Below are 15,442 nucleotides of genomic sequence, written 5' to 3'. Positions count from 1 at the left end.
CGCCATGCCGACCCACCACCGGGAGCAGATGTGACCTTCGCCCAGACGCTCGACGAGGCCTTCAAGGCCCGCCTGCCGCTGCTGTACATCGAGACGGGCGAGGAGGTGCGCGCCGTGGCGGCGATCACGGATGCCGCGCACGCGCAGCGCAACCGCCGCGACGTCTGGTCGTGGACCTCGGCGCTCGGCCTCATCGGCCCCGACGGCAAGACGGTCGCGAACACCGCGAACCCGACCCGGGCGCTCCAGCACATCGCGGGGGTGTCCGAACCGAGCGTGTTCGTCTTCTGCGATCTGCACGCGTACTTCGGGTCGGAGCATCGCCCGGGCGATCCCGCCATCGTCCGCACGGTTCGTGAGACCGGGCTCGAGTTCCGCCACGGCGACGTGTCGCGCACGCTCGTGGTGACCGCGCCGGTGCGGGTGATCCCGGCCGAGCTCGACGAGCTCACGCACCTGCTCGATTTCCCACTGCCGACGGCGGAGGAGATCCGCGCGCTCCTCGACACGATGATCGACAACAACTCGAGGGAGATCCGCGTCTCCGCCGACGACGCCGCGCGAGAGCAGCTCGTCCACGCCGCCATCGGGCTGACGATGGCCGAAGCCGAGAACGCCTTCGCCCGTGCGATGGTCAACGACGGCAGCCTCTCGGGCGCCGACATCGACATCGTGCTCGACGAGAAGCGCCAGGTGGTCCGCAAGTCGGGCGTGCTCGAGTTCGTGAAGGCGGGTCTCGACCTGGACGACGTGGGTGGCCTCAACAACCTCAAACGCTGGCTCGACCGCCGCAACGGCTCGTGGTTCGGCAGCGCACGCGACTACGGCCTACCGTCGCCGAAGGGCGTGCTGATCACGGGCGTGCCCGGCTGTGGCAAGTCGCTGACGGCGAAGGCGACCGCCGCGTCGTGGGGTCTGCCGCTGCTACGGCTCGACATCGGGCGGATCTTCTCGGGCCTCGTCGGCTCGAGCGAGCAGAACCTCCGCACGGCGATCGCGACGGCCGAGGCGGTGGCGCCCTGCATCCTCTGGGTCGACGAGATCGAGAAGGGCTTCTCGAACACCACCGGTCAGGGCGACTCGGGAACGACGGCGCGCGTGTTCGGCACGTTCCTCACCTGGATGCAGGAGAAGAAGCATCCCGTGTTCGTCGTGGCGACCGCGAACAACATCGACGCGCTTCCTCCCGAGTTCATGCGCAAGGGCCGGTTCGACGAGATCTTCTTCGTCGACCTTCCGACCGCCGTCGAGCGGGAGGCGATCTGGGCGCTGCAGCTGAGTGCGCAGGCGACGCCCGCGAACGGGCTCGCGGCGCTCGCCGACGACCGAGCCGCGCTGGACACGCTGATCTCGGCGAGCGAGAACCACTCGGGCGCAGAGATCGAGCAGGCCGTGGTGTCGGCGCTGTACGAGGGGTTCGCGAAAAAGGAGCGCGTCACGCTCGACATGGTGAACAGCGTCGTCCAGACGATGATCCCGTTGGCCGTGACGCAGGCCGAAGAGGTGCAGCGCATCCGTGACTGGGCGGCGCAGCGCGCCGTCCGCGCGACCGGCGCGGAGGATCTCGACAGCGGCGAGGTCGGCGGTGGTGAGGTCGACGGTGCGCTGTCGTCGCGCCGCGGCGGCCGGACCGTCGACTACTGACGGTGAGGCGCGAATGTGCGTAACTGACTGCGGACCCGCAGACCCACACGACGGAGGTCGGACATGAAGAAGCTCGTGGTGCAGCTCCACGCCGATGGCACGGTCGCGGCCGAGACGTTCGGCATGACCGGGCCTGAGTGCCTCGACTACATCGAGCAGCTCGAGGCCCTCCTCGACGCACAGACGGAATCGTCGCAGTTCACCGACGACTACCGGCGCGTCGCCGACACGGCATCCGATCACGCTCCGCAGCAGACCCAGGACCTCGGATGACGGTCGTCACCGAATCGCGCGGCGTCGGCGGCGAGCGGAGCCTGCTGGGCAAGGCTGCGCCGGCGGCCGACGACGCGGACGCGCTGCGCTGGTCGAGGTTCGTCGCGGCGACCGACGCAGAAGGGCCGGGCACCCGCGCCGCCGTGTGGGTGCAAGGATGCGCGGTGCGCTGCCCCGGATGCTTCAACCCCCACCTCTGGGCGGCGCGGGGTGCTCACCTCGACGACCCCGCCGCGCTGGCGGCCACCTGGGTCGCCGAGGCAGAGGAGGCCGGCGCCGAGGGCATCACCCTCCTCGGCGGGGAGCCGTTCGACCAGGCGGGGGCGCTCGCCGTGGTCGCCGAGGCGTTCCGCTCGGCCGGCCTCGGCGTGATGGCCTTCAGCGGGTACACCCTCGACCGCCTGAGCGCGTGGGCCACGACCCGCCCCGGCATCGCGCGCCTCCTCGCCGCGACCGACCTGCTCTGCGACGGCCCCTACCTCGCCGACCTGCCCGACGCCCATCGCCCCTGGATCGGGTCGCGCAACCAGTCGATCCGCGCCCTGACGCCGCGTTACGCCGCTCGGGTGGAGGAGATCGCCCACCACGGTGGCGCCGACACCCTCGAAGTGCGCATCGCCCCCGACGGCACCGTCGCCGTCAACGGATGGGCGACCGACGCCGCCCTGGCCGAGCTGTTCGACGACCTCGGCGTGCGCGGCGACCGCGCGGCATCCGTTTCTTCCGTCCCGTCCTCGAAGGAGTTCCGCCGGTGAGCATCTCGCTGATTCTGATTCCCGCGGCCCTGGCCGCCGCTGCCGCTCTCGGAGGCACCGGCGTGATCGGCGCCATCGCCGCAACGTCGGGCGATCGCACCGATCCGGGGGGCGGCGAGGCGGTGCCGATCTCGGTGCAGACCCGGATGAAGGACCCGGAGCTGCTGGCCGCGGCGCTCGCCGACCTCGGGGCGACCTCGGTTTCGGCGAGCGACGGGTCGGTGACGGCGACCGTCGACGGCCTCGAGATCGAGATGGCCCGCACCGACGACGCCGTGTGGGGCGCGCACCTCCAGCGCGTCGACGGCCACGACGTGACCGAGGCCGAAGCGACCGAGCTCGTCGCGCGACTGGATGCCGCCTACGCCCGCCGTGTGCAGCGCGCTGTAGCGGAGCGCATCCGTTCCCGCGCCGACCAGGCCGGCTTCGAGCTCGTCTCGGAGACCCGCGACGACTCCGACACGGTCACGATGGTGCTGAACGTGAAGGACTACGCGTGACCGTCGCGTCGCGATCGGATCAGGTTCCTGGGTACGGCTGGCTGGCCGGGCTGAGCTCATGGATCGTGCTGCCGATCCTCGGACCGGCGGTGGGGTGGATCGGGTTCCTGGCGGTGGGCTTCGTGTCGCGTCGCCGCGCGGCGATCGTGCTCGGCGTCGTGCTGGCGGTGGTGTCGCTCACCCTCGGGATCGACCTCTGGAACGACCTGACGGACATCGTCAGCGCGATCGTGCACCTCGGCGGCATCGTCGCGGCCCTCGCGCTGAACCCCGGCTGGCTGCGGACCATGTGGGAGAGGCGCAGTCGCGGTCAGAGCATGTGGAGCGCGGGCACCGCCGCAGCCCCGGCCCGCAGGGCGCCCCGGAAGAGCCGCTCCCGGGGATCCCGCAAGGTCTCCGGCTCGGATTCCGGCTCCGGCTCGGGTTCGGGCTCCCGCTCTGCGGCCGATACGGATGCCGGTTCGACCTCGCGCGAGGAGGCCGCCCGCCTGGCGGCATCCGTGGGCGCAGGCACCTCGGACATGTGGGCCGGCGGAGAGGCCGGTGAGCAGGTCGATGTTCAGACGGCGCCTGCCGAGAAGCTGATGGATCTGCCCGGGATGACCCGCACGCGTGCCCGCCGCGCCGTCAAGGAGCGCACGCGCCAGGGCGGCTTCACCTCGCTCGAGGACTTCGGCGAGACGGCGGGTCTGCAGCCTCACGAGATCGTGCGGCTGCGCGCGGTCGCGACCTGCTCGCCAAGGCCGCGGGCCGAGCGCCGCTTCGGTCGCCGTGTGGACCTGTGACGAGTCGCACCTCGCCGTACGCCTGCCCGACGTGTGGCGAACCGCTGAGGTTCGACGTGCTCGACGACGAGAAATTCCTCGTCGCCTGGTCGTGCCTCTCGTGCGGCTACCTGCGCGCCAGCGAACCCGGCTGAGCGCTGACCGACCGCCCCCTGACGCGACGCATAGAGAGCTCGCGATAGTCTCTGCCCCGGAGGAACCATGACCGACCCGACGACTCAGCTGACCACCCTGCGCTCCAGCATCGACAACATCGATGCCGCCCTGATCCACATGCTCGCCGAGCGATTCCGCTGCACGAAGCAGGTCGGGGTCCTGAAGGCGGAACATGGGATGCCGGCATCCGATCCCTCCCGCGAAGAGCAGCAGATCGCACGCCTGCGCCGCCTGGCGGCCGACGCCGACCTCGACCCCGAGTTCGCCGAGAAGTGGTTCAACTTCGTGGTCGCCGAGGTCATCCGCCACCACAGCGAGGCCGCGGGCGAAGCCGGGGCCTGATCCCCCGGGCTCAGGCGTCAAGCGGTGCTGCTCCGCGGGGCGGCCACACCACGGCGAACCGCTCGAAGACGATCTCGTCCTCTTCCGACCACACGCGGCCCTGGGCGGCCGACACCCGCTCCCAGTAGCGCCGGTGCTCGCGTCGCCAGCTCTCCAGGGTGCGATCATCTTCGCCTTCGTCGGCCGCGAAGGAGGCGTCTGCCGAGGCGAAAGGGCCGATCCGGAGATCGGTACTCCGGATGATGATCCGGGGCGCGCCCTGCGAGTCGCAGGCGATCCAGTGCGACCCGATCCGCGGGATGGGGTCGCCGCGGCCCACGAAATCGGCGACCAGTTCCGCGGTCGCCGATTTGACGCCATTCATCACCAGCCCGAGGAGCTCGTCGGCGAGCCGCTGCGAATCTCCGAAGTGCTCCACGGTGTAGTCGGGAAACGCCGCGACCACCTCGGGCCGCGCGAGGGCGTACTCGGCCCAGAGCTGCTCGGCGGCGGTGCGATCCACCGGCTCGACGGGGCGATCGTTCTCAGTCATGGACTCCACGATCCCGCATCCGGTCTCCTCCTGCCACGACGAAGCGCCGGTGAGCTCCCGAGGGAGGCTCACCGGCGCTCGCCGGCGGATGCCGATCAGATGACGGCTCGGCGCAGGGCGACGTAGGAGATGCCGGCGAGGACGGCGGTGGCCGCGAGCAGCGACGCGGTCAGCCCGATGGGCGTCAGGCCGCCGAACCAGGCGAGCAGTTCGGGCCAGGCCTGGAGCTGACCCACGAGCCACATGATCCCGATCAGGACGAACCCGAGGCCGACGAGGATGCTCGTCAGTGCGACCGATCCCCACCGCTTGTAGATGGTTGCGAAGAAGAAACCGACGACGAAGAACAGCATCGCGAGGGCGAAGAAGAAGAGTCCCGCGACGAGCGGTCCCTGCTGCCATACCCACACCAGGCGGAACATGTAGCCGTTGAGACCCCAGCCGTTGGTCGCCTCTTCGATCAGGCCGCCGATCACGAAGATGACGGCGAGTCCGAGCGAGGTGAGCGCCGCCGTGACGAGGGTGCCGACGTAGAACTCGCGTCGGGTCACGCTCATCGCCTGCGAGAACGGGAAGGTCAGGGTGAGAGCCTGCACTCCCACGGCCAGGAAGTACCAGAGCGGAGCCTGCGCGCCGCCGCCGAACATGTCGATCTTCACGCCGTTGCCGGCGATCAGGCCGAAGATCGAGAGGCTGATGACGAACGTGCCGCCGAGCACGATCAGGGGTACCCAGATGAAGGTCTGACGGTTGACCAACTGCATGCGGACGACGTTCCAGGTGCGGTTCATCGCAAAGCTCCTTCGTCGGTAGCGGGGGTGGCGGTGTGCTGGGTCTGACGCACGATCAGCTGCTGCAGGGAGACGGCGCCGACCTCGAGTCCGGATGCCGCGAGCTCAGAGCGCTCGGCCGAGGTCAGCGCCCCGAGGACGGTGACGCTCGTGACCCGGCCGAGCGTCTCGCGGTGGATGACCTCCCGGCCGACGACGAACGCTTCGACGGTCGCCGTGTCGCCGAGGATCGTGGCGGCGCGGTCTCGCACCGAATCGGTGTCCTCATCCATCACGATGCGGCCCTTGTCGATGACGATCACCCGTTCGAGGAGGTTGGCGACCTCGTCGATGAGATGGCTCGACAGGATGATCGTGCGGGGGTGCTCTGCGTAGTCCTCGAGCAGACGGTCGTAGAAGATCTGGCGGGCGACGGCGTCCAAACCGAGGTACGGCTCGTCGAAGAAGGTGATCTCGGCCCGTGCGGCGATGCCGATGACGACGCCGACCGCGCTCAGCTGGCCGCGCGAGAGCTTCTTGATCCGCCGGGTGAGCGGAAGCTGGAACTCCGCGATCAGGCGTTCGGCCAGCGGCTGGTCCCAGTTCGGGTAGAACAGTCGCGCGATCCGGAACGCGTGCTGCGGGGTCGCGTCGTCAGGGTATTTCTGGCTCTCCCTCACGAAGCACATCCGCTGCAGGACGGCGGCGTTCTCGTAGGGGGACTGCCCGAAGATCCGCACGTCGCCGCTGGTCGGGAAGTTCTGGGCCGTCAGGATCGACATGACCGTGGTCTTGCCGGCGCCGTTGCGGCCGAGCAGGCCGTAGATGGCGTCCTTCTCGATCGAGAACGACACGTTCTCCACGGCGGTGGTGGAACGGTAGCGCTTGGTGAGGTTCGTGACCTCGATCACGGTGGTCATCGGGTCGCTCCTTCCGTGGTGGGTGATGCGGATGCCGCGCGGTCGGCGAGCAGCCGCGCGAGGTCGTCGGGGCCGAGGCCGAGCTTGCCGGCCTCCGCGAGGAGGGGGTCGAGGTAGCGGTCGGCGAACGCCGCCCGCCGCTCGGTGAGGAGCAGGTCGCGGGCGCCGTCGGCGACGAACATGCCGATCCCGCGCCGCTTGGTGAGCACGCCCTTTTCGGTGAGCATGGCGATTCCTTTCGCGGCGGTGGCCGGATTGATGCGGTGGAAGGCGGCGAGTTCGTTCGTCGACGGAGCCTGGTCCTGTTCGACGAGACTCCCGTCGATGATCGAGTCCTCGACGCTCTCCGCGATCTGCAGAAAGAGCGGGCGTCCCTCGTCGACCATGCGATCTCGCTTCCGTGGTTGGTGGGTTACTTACATGAGTAGGTAACCACCTAACCCACCGTATGTCAACGGTTCCGTTTCCGTCCGCCGCCAAGGTCGTCGTGGCCGTTCGCGTTCGGCTCCTACGACGCCGCAACGGCCGAACCGTACCTGCAGTGGCTCGCCGCCACGGGTGCGGATGAACAGCGGATACGGCACCTGAGTGCTCTTCCGGCAGATGCAGGCATCCCGCAGCCCGCGCTCGACCGGCTCGATCACATCCGGACGGCGCGAAGAGCGCCGGAATCGTGGGAGGCGGTCTCGTTGCTCGGTGTGGTCCTCTTCGTCGTGCTGGCTCTCTTCACCTCGGCCGCCGTCTGCGTCGTGGTCATCCTGGGTGAGAACCTCGGGAGCAGCGGGCGGCCGGGTCGTCGGGAGTGATCTCGGTGGCGGCGCTCGCCGACCCGGTCAGCCGCCGATGGCGTTCATGCCCCGCGCGGGCTGCAGGAACGACGGGTCGTTGATCGCGTGGCCGGGCAGCTTCCCCAGCACGCACGCGTGCAGGATCTCGGCGATGACTCGCCGGCGATCTCCCGGCGCAGCGCCCACCGGCATCCCCCGCACCGCGGTCGTCACGTCGTACTCGGTCAGCGAGAAGAGGCAGTTGCGGAACTGACCGTCGGCGGTCAGGCGCAACCGGTCGCACGCTCCGCAGAAGGGCGCGGTCACCGACGCGATCACGCCGACCTCGTGCGGACCGCCGTCGATGCGCCACTTCTCGGCGGGCGCCCCGCCGCGGCCGGGAACCGGCTCGAGCGACCAGCGCTCCGACAGCGCCTCGAGGATCTCCTCGCGCGTCACCATCGAGCTCCGATCCCACGTGTGCCCGGAATCCAGCGGCATCTGCTCGATGAACCGCAGCTGAGCGCCCACGTCCATCGCGAAGGCGACGAGGTCGGCAAGCTGGTCGTCGTTCACACCCCGCATCGCGACGGCGTTGAGCTTCAAGGGCTTCAGATCGGATGCCGCGGCTGCGGCGATCCCCTCGAGTACGTCATCGAGCCGGTCGCGCCGGGTGAGTGCAGCGAAACGCTCGCGATCGATCGTGTCGATGCTGATGTTCAGCCGCGTGAGGCCCGCGGCGATCAGGTCGGGCAGCACCTCGGCGAGACGGATGCCGTTGGTCGTCATCGCGACCTCGACCGGCCCGTCGGGGCCCGAGATCGCGGCGACCCGCCGCACGACGTCGACGATGTCGGTACGCAGCAGCGGCTCGCCACCGGTGAGCCGGAACGTGCGGATGCCGAGGCTCGCCGCGACCTCCGCGATCTCGACGATCTCGTCGGTCGTGAGGATGCTCGTGCGTGCCAACCACTCGTTGCCCTGCTCGGGCATGCAGTACGTGCAGCGCAAGGAGCAGCGGTCGGTGAGGGAGATCCGCAGGTCGCGGTGAACGCGTCCGTGCGTGTCGACGAGGGCGGCGCCCGGATCGGGAGCAGCGCCCGAGTGAGGCGCGATCTGCGGCGCCCGACCGATCGTGATCGGGATCGCCGTCATCGCGTCGTCCCCCAGTGGCATCCCATTGTCCGAGCCTAGCCGCGCACCCCTGGATCAGGGCTGATCAGGGCACCTTCACGGCATCGGAACGAACCGCACCCGTGACGGGTCGATGTGCAGCCGCACCGTGTCTCCCGCCGACCACGCGGCGACGGTCTCGGCAATGTCCGCCGCGCCCGCGGACGTGTGGATCCGCAGCCCCGACAGCGTCGGCTCGGCTCGCAGAACAGTGGCCGTCCACGTGTTCGCGCCCTCCTCGGCCACGATCCGCACGTCGCTCGGATGGAACACGGCGGCGTGCGCGACACCCTCCGTGGCAACCCGTGCGATCGATGCGGCGTCCGCGCTCCTCAGCACCTGGCCGGCGGAGTCGGTCCACCCGCCGCGCGCCGAGACTCCCGGCATCCGATTCATGTCTGCGATCGACGCGACGAAGGCGGATGCCGGGGCCCGCAGCACCTCGCGCACCGAGCCGCTCTGCACCACGGCGCCCGACTCGACGACGAACAACCGCTCGGCCAGGGCCACGGCGTCGCCGGCGTCGTGCGTCACGGCGACCGTGGTCGTGTCGGTGAGCTGATCGCGCAGCATGCCGCGGATCGACGACGCCGTGACCGGATCGAGCGCGACGAGGGGCTCATCGAGCAGCACCACCCGGGGCGACGCCGACAGCGCCCGCGCGATCGCGACGCGCTGCTGTTCTCCTCCCGACAGCTCGCGGGGCATGCGGGCTCCGAGACCACCCAGGCCGACGCGCTCGAGCCACTCGTCGGCGTCCGCGCGCGCCTGCGGTGCGGGGGTTCCCGCGGCACGCGGCCCGAAAGCGACGTTCTCCCGGGCACTGAGGTGAGGGAAGAGCCGCGGGTCCTGACCGAGCAGCACCACCCCGCGATGCATCGGCGCTGTGCTCACCCGCGGCGCGGACACGCGCTCGACCGTGCGGCCGGCGACGGTGATCTCCCCGCCGTCGAGCGACACCAGCCCGGCGACAGCGGAGAGGAGCGTCGACTTGCCGGCGCCACTCGGACCCATGACCGCGATCGTTTCGCCCGCGGCGGCGTCGATCGTGACATCCACCCGAAAACGCGGCCGATTGACGACGACGTGCGCCCGCAGGCCGCTCATCGCACGGCTCCCGGTCGCCACCCGCGCACGAGCATCAGAACGATGACGGCCGCGGCGAGGAGCAGGAGCGCGAGAGCGACGGCCGTCCCCTGTGTGACGCCGGCGCCGTTGAACGCCGTGTAGATGGCGAGGGGCATCGTCTGCGTGACACCGGGCCGGTTTCCCGCGAAGAGTGCGGTCGCGCCGAACTCGCCGATCGCCCGCGCGAAGCACAGCACGGTTCCGGCGACGATCCCGGGTGCCGCGAGGGGAAGCGTGATGCGCCGGAGGATCGTCCAGCGGCCGGCTCCCAGCGCCGCCGCCGTGCGCTCGAAGTCCACTCCCGTCGACCTCACCGCGCCCTCGACGGCGAGGACGAGGAACGGCAGCGCCACGAACGTCTGCGCGAGCACGACCGCCGGTGTCGTGAACGACAGCCCGAGCCCTCCGAGCCACCCGGCGCGACCGAACAGGTAGAGCAGCGCGATGCCGCCGACCATCGGCGGGAGGACGAGCGGCACCGTGACTGCCGCTCGCAGAACCGCCGCCAGCCGCGGCCCCGAGCGAGCGATCAGCAACGCCAGCGGCACACCGATGACGACGCAGATCGCCGTCGCGGCGATTCCCGTACCGAAGGAGAGACCGAGGGCGGCCAGCGCGGCCGGCGAGGTCACGTCGGCGACGAACGTGGCCCACTCCACACGGGCGATCAGGGCGATGAGGGGGAGGATCAGGAAGCCCAGCCCGACGAGCGCGGGCGCGGCCAGCGTCCGGGGGACGTACCCGCGCTCGGCGACCGAACTCACGGTGCCCCGAACCCGCGGTCCCGGAGGATCTTCTGCCCGGCGTCCGACAGGACGAAGTCGACGAACGCCGCCGCAGCCCCCGGATTCGCGGCATCCGTCAGCGCGGCGATCGGGTACTCGTTGACGACGTCGTCGCTGCCCTCGGGCACCACGGAGGCGACGTCGTCGCGGCCGACGACATCGGTCGCGTAGACGAGACCCGCATCCGCCTCGCCCGCCGCCACCTTCGTGAGCACGGCGGTCACGTTCTGCTCGAGACTGGCGGCGTCGACCGTGACGTCGGCGGCCGCGAGCAGCGTCGCGGATGCCGCGCCGCACGGCACCTCGGGCGCACACAGCACCGTCACGACGCGCGACAGGTCGCCGAGGCCCGTGACCTTCTGCGGGTTGCCGGCGGGAACGACGATCACGAGCGTGTTCGAGGCGAAAACCTGGGGGCTGAGGGTGAACTCCGACACGGTCGCCATGGTGGCGGCATCGGCCGAGGCGAACACGTCTGCCGGCGCTCCCGCGTCGATCTGGGTGGCGAGCGTCGACGAGCCGTCGTACACGGGACTGATCTGGATGCCGGGATGCTGCGCCGTGAACGCTTCGGCCACTTCGTCGAACGACGTCTTCAGCGACGCGGCGGCGTAGACGGTGAGTGAGCCCGACACCGCGCCGTCGTCGGGTGCCGGCGCGGCGCAGCCGGTCATGAGCAGCGCGAGCGCTCCGAGGGCCAGCGGCCGGAGGAGGAAACGACGCACGTCACTCCTTCGCGATCTCGACGACGACGTTCGTGGCCTTCACCGATGCCCGCGCGAGCGTGCCGACCTCGAGCTGCAGGTCGTGCACCGCCTCGGCGGAGAGCAGCGACACGACGCGATGGGGGCCGGACTGGATGTCGACCTGCGCCATGACGCCGTCGACCTGCACGCGCGTCACGATTCCGACGAAGCTGTTGCGCGCGCTGGAGCGGTGCTCCTGCGCGTCACCGGGCTCGTTCGCCATCGACACCGCGAAGGCCGCGAGCGCCTCGCCGGGAATCTCGGCGGGAACGGCATCCGTCACCGGCAGCAGTCCCTGATCGATCCATCGGCGCACCGAATCGTCGCTGACGCCCAGCAGGCGAGCGGCTCGAGCTACGCGATAGGCGGTCATCCCTCGATCATGCCGCATCTGCGGCTCATATGTATCTCTTGCGACGCATCTGCGACTCCTGGACCTGTTCAGAATCCGATCCCCCGGCACGCCCGGTCGGGCTCCCGACGCGTAAACTCGGGTCATGCGCCCCCTGGTCGATCCCGTGCCCGAGTTGGATCCCGACGAGCGCAAGCGGACCGCTCGCCACACGGTGCTCAAGGGCATCGGTGACGAGGGACAGCGCCGGCTCGCCGCCACACGCGTCGCCGTCGTCGGGGCCGGTGGAATCGGCTCGCCCGCGATCCTGGCGCTCGCCGCCGCCGGCATCGGCGGCATCACGGTGATCGACGACGACATCGTCGAACTCCACAACCTGCAGCGCCAGATTGCCCACCGCATCGAGGACATCGGCGTGCACAAGACGGAGAGCGCGGTGCGCGCGGTCGCGGCGCTGTCGCCGGTCACCGTCGTCACGCCCGTGACCGCCCGCCTCGACGAGACCAACGCGCAGGAGTTCTTCGCCGGCGCCGACATCGTCATCGACACGAGCGACTCGTTCGCGACGCGACGCGCCGTCGCCGCCGCCACAGAGGCGCTCGGCATCCCGCTCGTCTGGGGAGCCGTGCGCGAGTGGTACGCGCAGGTCACCGTCTTCTGGTCGAACCCGACCGACGCCGCTCCCGTCGTCCTCAACGATCTCTTCGCCGTCGGCACCGAGGGCGACCCGCCCACGTGCGCACAGGTCGGCGTGCTCGGCGCGCTCTGCGTCCAGGTCGGCGGACTCCTGTCGACCGAGGTCGTGAAGCTCGCGATCGGCGTCGGCGAGCCGCTGCTCGGACGCCTGCTCGTGCTCGATTCCCTCTCGGGCCGCCAGCGCGAGATCCCCCTCCGGTCGGCCGAGACGGCTGCGGCATCCGCATGAGCGAGCTGCGCAGCGTCGAAGAGCAGCTCGTCCGGGTGCTGGCCGCCGTCCGCACCCTCCCGAGCGAGGTCGTGCCCGCTCACGAATCCGCCGGCCGCACGCTCGCGGCGCCGGCCGTCGCCGCCCACGACATCCCCCTCTTCGACAACTCCGCGATGGACGGGTTCGCCGTGCACGCGGTCGACGTCGCGTCGGCGGGCCCGGAGAACCCGGTTGCCCTGCGCGTCGTCGCCGACCTGCCCGCGGGCGTCTCGACCGACCCCCCGCTCGCCGCGGGCGAAGCGGCCCGCATCATGACGGGCTCGCCGACACCGACGGCGGCCGACGCCATCGTGCCGTTCGAGGCCACCGCGGGCGGGCTGGCGGACTCGCTCGACGTCGTCCAGGTGCTCGACGCCCCTGCCCCCGGGGCGTTCATCCGCCACCGGGGAGCCGACCTCCGCGCCGGCGACGTCGTCATCGACGCCGGCGAGCGGATGGGCGCGTTCCAGGTCGCTGCCGCCGTCGCCGCCGGCGCTGACGACGTGACCGTGACCCGCGCGCCCCGCGTCGCCGTCGTCTCCACCGGCAGCGAGCTCATCGCCCCCGGCGAGACCGTGCGCCGGGGGCTCATTCCCGACTCGAACGGTCCGCTGCTCGCGCAGCTCGTCGCGGGCGCCGATGCCGAGGTCGTTCTGATCGCCCGCGTCTCGGACGACGGCGCGGCCGTCGCTCAGGTCACCGCCGACGCTCGAGCGGCGGGCGCCGACGTCATCGTCTTCACCGGCGGGGTGAGCGCGGGCGCCTACGAACCCGTGCGCGCCGCCTTCGACGGCCACGGCGAGGTCGAGTTCGCGAAGATCTCGATGCAGCCCGGCAAGCCGCAGGCCTTCGGAACCGTGGGCGACGGCTGCCTGGTGTTCGGCCTGCCCGGCAACCCGGTCAGCGTCGCGGTGTCGTTCGAGGTGTTCGTGCGTCCTGCCCTCCTGGCCCTGCAGGGCCGGTCGGTCATCCACCGCGCCCACCTGACGCTGACCGCGGCGGAGTCCTGGAAGACGCCGCCCGGACGGCGGCAGTACCTGCCCGCCGTGGTCGACCTCGCCGCGCGTACCGTCCGCCCCGCCACGGCGGGCGGCTCGGGATCGCACCTGGCCGGTGGGCTCGCACAGGCATCCGCTTTCGCGATCGTTCCGGCGGAGGTCGCTGCCGTGGCCGCCGGCGACGAGCTAGATGTCATGCTGGTCTGATGACGTTCCCTCATCTCGACTCGGCCGGCCGTGCGCACATGGTCGACGTCACGGGCAAGACTCCGACGGTCCGCACCGCCACCGCCCGAGGTTTCGTCCGCTGCGGTGCGGAGGTCGTCTCGGCGCTTCGCGACGGCACCGCCCCCAAGGGCGACGTGCTGGCTGTCGCCCGCATCGCCGGCATCCAGGCGGCGAAGTCGACCGCCACACTGCTGCCGCTGGCACACGTGATCGGCGTGCACCGCGCGTCGGTCGAACTCGACATCGTCGACGACGGTGTCGAGATCGAGGCGACCGTCGGAACGGCCGACCGCACCGGCATCGAGATGGAGGCGCTCACCGCCGTCTCCGTCGCCGCCCTCGCCATCGTCGACATGATCAAAGGCCTCGACCGCTCGGTCGTGATCGAGAACGTCCGCATCACCGCGAAGTCGGGCGGCCGCTCCGGCGACTGGACGCGGCCCGGAGAACAGGACCAGGCATGACCCTCGTGCGCTACTTCGCCGCCGCCGCAGAGGCTGCCGGCACCGAAAGCGAGGAGCGGTCTGAGGCGACGCTCGCCGAGCTCCGCACCGCGATCCTCAACGAGCATCCCGCGCTGTTCCTGGTGCTGCCCGACTGCGCTGTGCTGGTCGACGGCGTGCGCACCGACGGCGACACCTCGCTCGCCGATGCCCGAATGATCGACGTACTGCCGCCCTTCGCGGGCGGCTGAGTCGCGGGGCTGAGCCTCAGCCGCCGATGCCCTTCCAGGCGGTGGTTCCGTCGGTTTCGAGCTGACGCTTCCAGACCGGCAGGTCGGTCTTGATCGCCTCGATGACGGCGCGACAGACCTCGAACGCCTCGGCCCGATGCTCCGACGCGACGGCGATCACGACCGCGGCGTCGCCGACGGCGAGGTTGCCGATGCGGTGACTGACTGCGACGACGGCGCCCGAAGCGTCTCCCGCCTGCTCCGCGATGCGGTGCAGCGTCTCCTGCGCATCGGGGTGCGCGCTGTACTCCAAGCCGATCACCGCCGTCTGGGCGTCGGGATCGTTGTCCCGCACACGTCCGACGAACGTCGTGACCGCGCCGAACGCCGGATCATCGACGGCACGGAGGTGCGCGTCGAGGTCGAGCGGGGTGTCTTCCAGTCGCGCGATTCTGACCGTGTTCACGAGTGGTCTCCGCCTTTCATCTGATCAACCACGTGGGCTGCCACCGACACGATGACAGGGATGCCGGAGGCCACTGCGCGGGGTGAGCCGGGAAGGTTCACGACGAGCGCGCCTTCTGGCTCGATCACGCCCGCGACCCCGCGTGAGAGCACGGAGAGAGCCGTGTCGGCGATGCCGACCCGGCGGAGCTCTTCCGCGATCCCGGGGAGCATCCGGGTCACCACGCGTTCGGTGCCCTCGGGCGTCCGGTCTCGCGGACCCACCCCCGTTCCTCCGGTGGTGACGATGACCCGCGCATCCGTGCGCACCGCCCGCCGGAGGGCAGCCTCCACGGAGTCCGCGCCGTCCGGGACGATCTCGGTGCCCGCACACGCGAGCCCCGCGGCCTCGAGGAGCTCGACCGCGAGCGGCCCGCCGCGATCCTCGCGCACACCCGAGGCCGAGCGATCCGAGACGGTGATCACGTATGCGAGAAGCGGTGCCATGTGCTCACCCTAGGCCCG

The 15,442-nt window shown here is 70.8% G+C and carries 22 protein-coding genes; 11 read left to right on the top strand and 11 right to left on the bottom strand.

The features are described 5' to 3' along the window. Positions 1–30 precede the first annotated feature (30 nt). From ACJJV7_RS11265 to ACJJV7_RS11235, 7 genes are all read left to right on the top strand, one after another. Positions 31–1,644, top strand: a complete 1,614-nt coding sequence (locus ACJJV7_RS11265; RefSeq protein ID WP_405374679.1) for an AAA family ATPase — start codon at positions 31–33, stop codon at positions 1,642–1,644. A 63-nt stretch (positions 1,645–1,707) separates the two neighbouring features. Continuing rightward, positions 1,708–1,917, top strand: a complete 210-nt coding sequence (locus ACJJV7_RS11260) for a DUF2997 domain-containing protein (protein WP_405374680.1) — start codon at positions 1,708–1,710, stop codon at positions 1,915–1,917. Continuing rightward, complete coding sequence (locus ACJJV7_RS11255) at positions 1,914–2,672, top strand: 4Fe-4S single cluster domain-containing protein (protein WP_405374682.1); 759 nt, start codon at positions 1,914–1,916, stop codon at positions 2,670–2,672. The genes ACJJV7_RS11260 and ACJJV7_RS11255 overlap by 4 nt, the downstream gene beginning before the upstream one ends. Continuing rightward, a complete protein-coding gene (locus tag ACJJV7_RS11250) occupies positions 2,669–3,172 on the top strand; it encodes a hypothetical protein (protein ID WP_405374684.1) in 504 nt (167 codons plus the stop codon). Before ACJJV7_RS11255 ends, ACJJV7_RS11250 begins: the two co-directional genes overlap by 4 nt. Then, positions 3,169–3,957 (top strand): ComEA family DNA-binding protein, encoded by a 789-nt coding sequence (locus tag ACJJV7_RS11245; RefSeq protein WP_405374685.1) that lies wholly within the window; start codon positions 3,169–3,171, stop codon positions 3,955–3,957. The genes ACJJV7_RS11250 and ACJJV7_RS11245 overlap by 4 nt, the downstream gene beginning before the upstream one ends. Next, entirely contained in the window at positions 3,954–4,091 is a 138-nt protein-coding gene (locus tag ACJJV7_RS11240) for a hypothetical protein (RefSeq protein ID WP_405374686.1), read from the top strand. Before ACJJV7_RS11245 ends, ACJJV7_RS11240 begins: the two co-directional genes overlap by 4 nt. A gap of 67 nt (positions 4,092–4,158) precedes the next feature. Then, entirely contained in the window at positions 4,159–4,455 is a 297-nt protein-coding gene (locus ACJJV7_RS11235) for a chorismate mutase (RefSeq protein WP_405374688.1), read from the top strand. Positions 4,456–4,465: 10 nt separating this feature from the next. Here ACJJV7_RS11235 and ACJJV7_RS11230 read toward each other — a convergent pair whose 3' ends face one another. From ACJJV7_RS11230 to ACJJV7_RS11190, 9 genes are all read right to left on the bottom strand, one after another. Next, positions 4,466–4,987, bottom strand: a complete 522-nt coding sequence (locus tag ACJJV7_RS11230) for an ASCH domain-containing protein (RefSeq protein WP_405374689.1) — start codon at positions 4,985–4,987, stop codon at positions 4,466–4,468. Positions 4,988–5,082: 95 nt separating this feature from the next. Beyond that, complete coding sequence (locus ACJJV7_RS11225) at positions 5,083–5,778, bottom strand: hypothetical protein (RefSeq protein ID WP_405374691.1); 696 nt, start codon at positions 5,776–5,778, stop codon at positions 5,083–5,085. Next, on the bottom strand, positions 5,775–6,677 hold the full coding sequence (locus tag ACJJV7_RS11220; protein WP_405374692.1) for an ABC transporter ATP-binding protein: 903 nt from the start codon (positions 6,675–6,677) through the stop codon (positions 5,775–5,777). The genes ACJJV7_RS11225 and ACJJV7_RS11220 overlap by 4 nt, the downstream gene beginning before the upstream one ends. Further along, a complete protein-coding gene (locus tag ACJJV7_RS11215) occupies positions 6,674–7,063 on the bottom strand; it encodes a GntR family transcriptional regulator (protein WP_405374694.1) in 390 nt (129 codons plus the stop codon). Before ACJJV7_RS11215 ends, ACJJV7_RS11220 begins: the two co-directional genes overlap by 4 nt. Positions 7,064–7,510: 447 nt before the next feature. Next, positions 7,511–8,599, bottom strand: a complete 1,089-nt coding sequence (gene moaA, locus ACJJV7_RS11210) for a GTP 3',8-cyclase MoaA (RefSeq protein WP_405374953.1) — start codon at positions 8,597–8,599, stop codon at positions 7,511–7,513. Positions 8,600–8,674: 75 nt separating this feature from the next. Next, positions 8,675–9,724, bottom strand: a complete 1,050-nt coding sequence (locus tag ACJJV7_RS11205; protein WP_405374695.1) for an ABC transporter ATP-binding protein — start codon at positions 9,722–9,724, stop codon at positions 8,675–8,677. Next, positions 9,721–10,509 carry a molybdate ABC transporter permease subunit gene (gene modB / locus ACJJV7_RS11200; RefSeq protein ID WP_405374697.1) on the bottom strand — a complete coding sequence of 263 codons (789 nt, stop codon included), beginning with the start codon at positions 10,507–10,509 and terminating at the stop codon, positions 9,721–9,723. The genes ACJJV7_RS11205 and modB overlap by 4 nt, the downstream gene beginning before the upstream one ends. Further along, entirely contained in the window at positions 10,506–11,255 is a 750-nt protein-coding gene (gene modA / locus ACJJV7_RS11195; protein ID WP_405374698.1) for a molybdate ABC transporter substrate-binding protein, read from the bottom strand. Before modA ends, modB begins: the two co-directional genes overlap by 4 nt. Before the next feature lies 1 nt (position 11,256). After that, positions 11,257–11,649: a molybdopterin-binding protein gene (locus tag ACJJV7_RS11190; RefSeq protein ID WP_405374700.1), complete on the bottom strand. Its 393-nt coding sequence runs from the start codon at positions 11,647–11,649 to the stop codon at positions 11,257–11,259. Between the two features lie 124 nt (positions 11,650–11,773). On the opposite strand from ACJJV7_RS11190, the gene ACJJV7_RS11185 reads away from it, so the two are divergent. The 4 genes from ACJJV7_RS11185 to ACJJV7_RS11170 are packed head-to-tail and all read left to right on the top strand — an operon-like array spanning position 11,774 to position 14,494. Continuing rightward, the gene (locus tag ACJJV7_RS11185; RefSeq protein WP_405374702.1) at positions 11,774–12,553 is read left to right on the top strand and encodes a HesA/MoeB/ThiF family protein; all 780 of its coding nucleotides are present in this window, start codon (positions 11,774–11,776) and stop codon (positions 12,551–12,553) included. After that, positions 12,550–13,779 (top strand): gephyrin-like molybdotransferase Glp, encoded by a 1,230-nt coding sequence (gene glp / locus ACJJV7_RS11180; protein WP_405374704.1) that lies wholly within the window; start codon positions 12,550–12,552, stop codon positions 13,777–13,779. Before ACJJV7_RS11185 ends, glp begins: the two co-directional genes overlap by 4 nt. Further along, positions 13,779–14,264 (top strand): cyclic pyranopterin monophosphate synthase MoaC, encoded by a 486-nt coding sequence (gene moaC / locus ACJJV7_RS11175; protein ID WP_405374706.1) that lies wholly within the window; start codon positions 13,779–13,781, stop codon positions 14,262–14,264. Before glp ends, moaC begins: the two co-directional genes overlap by 1 nt. Continuing rightward, positions 14,261–14,494, top strand: a complete 234-nt coding sequence (locus tag ACJJV7_RS11170) for a MoaD/ThiS family protein (RefSeq protein ID WP_405374708.1) — start codon at positions 14,261–14,263, stop codon at positions 14,492–14,494. The genes moaC and ACJJV7_RS11170 overlap by 4 nt, the downstream gene beginning before the upstream one ends. Positions 14,495–14,510: 16 nt before the next feature. Here ACJJV7_RS11170 and ACJJV7_RS11165 read toward each other — a convergent pair whose 3' ends face one another. Then, positions 14,511–14,939, bottom strand: coding sequence for a molybdenum cofactor biosynthesis protein MoaE (locus tag ACJJV7_RS11165; RefSeq protein WP_405374710.1), 429 nt, complete (start codon positions 14,937–14,939; stop codon positions 14,511–14,513). Then, positions 14,936–15,424, bottom strand: coding sequence for a molybdenum cofactor biosynthesis protein B (locus tag ACJJV7_RS11160; protein ID WP_405374712.1), 489 nt, complete (start codon positions 15,422–15,424; stop codon positions 14,936–14,938). The genes ACJJV7_RS11165 and ACJJV7_RS11160 overlap by 4 nt, the downstream gene beginning before the upstream one ends. Positions 15,425–15,442 lie beyond the last annotated feature (18 nt).

This window comes from Microbacterium sp. Ld4, from assembly GCF_045066555.1.
GTDB lineage: Bacteria > Actinomycetota > Actinomycetes > Actinomycetales > Microbacteriaceae > Microbacterium.
The sequence above is the reverse complement of the archived record's forward strand: the minus strand, read 5'-3'. Positions and strand labels throughout refer to the sequence as shown.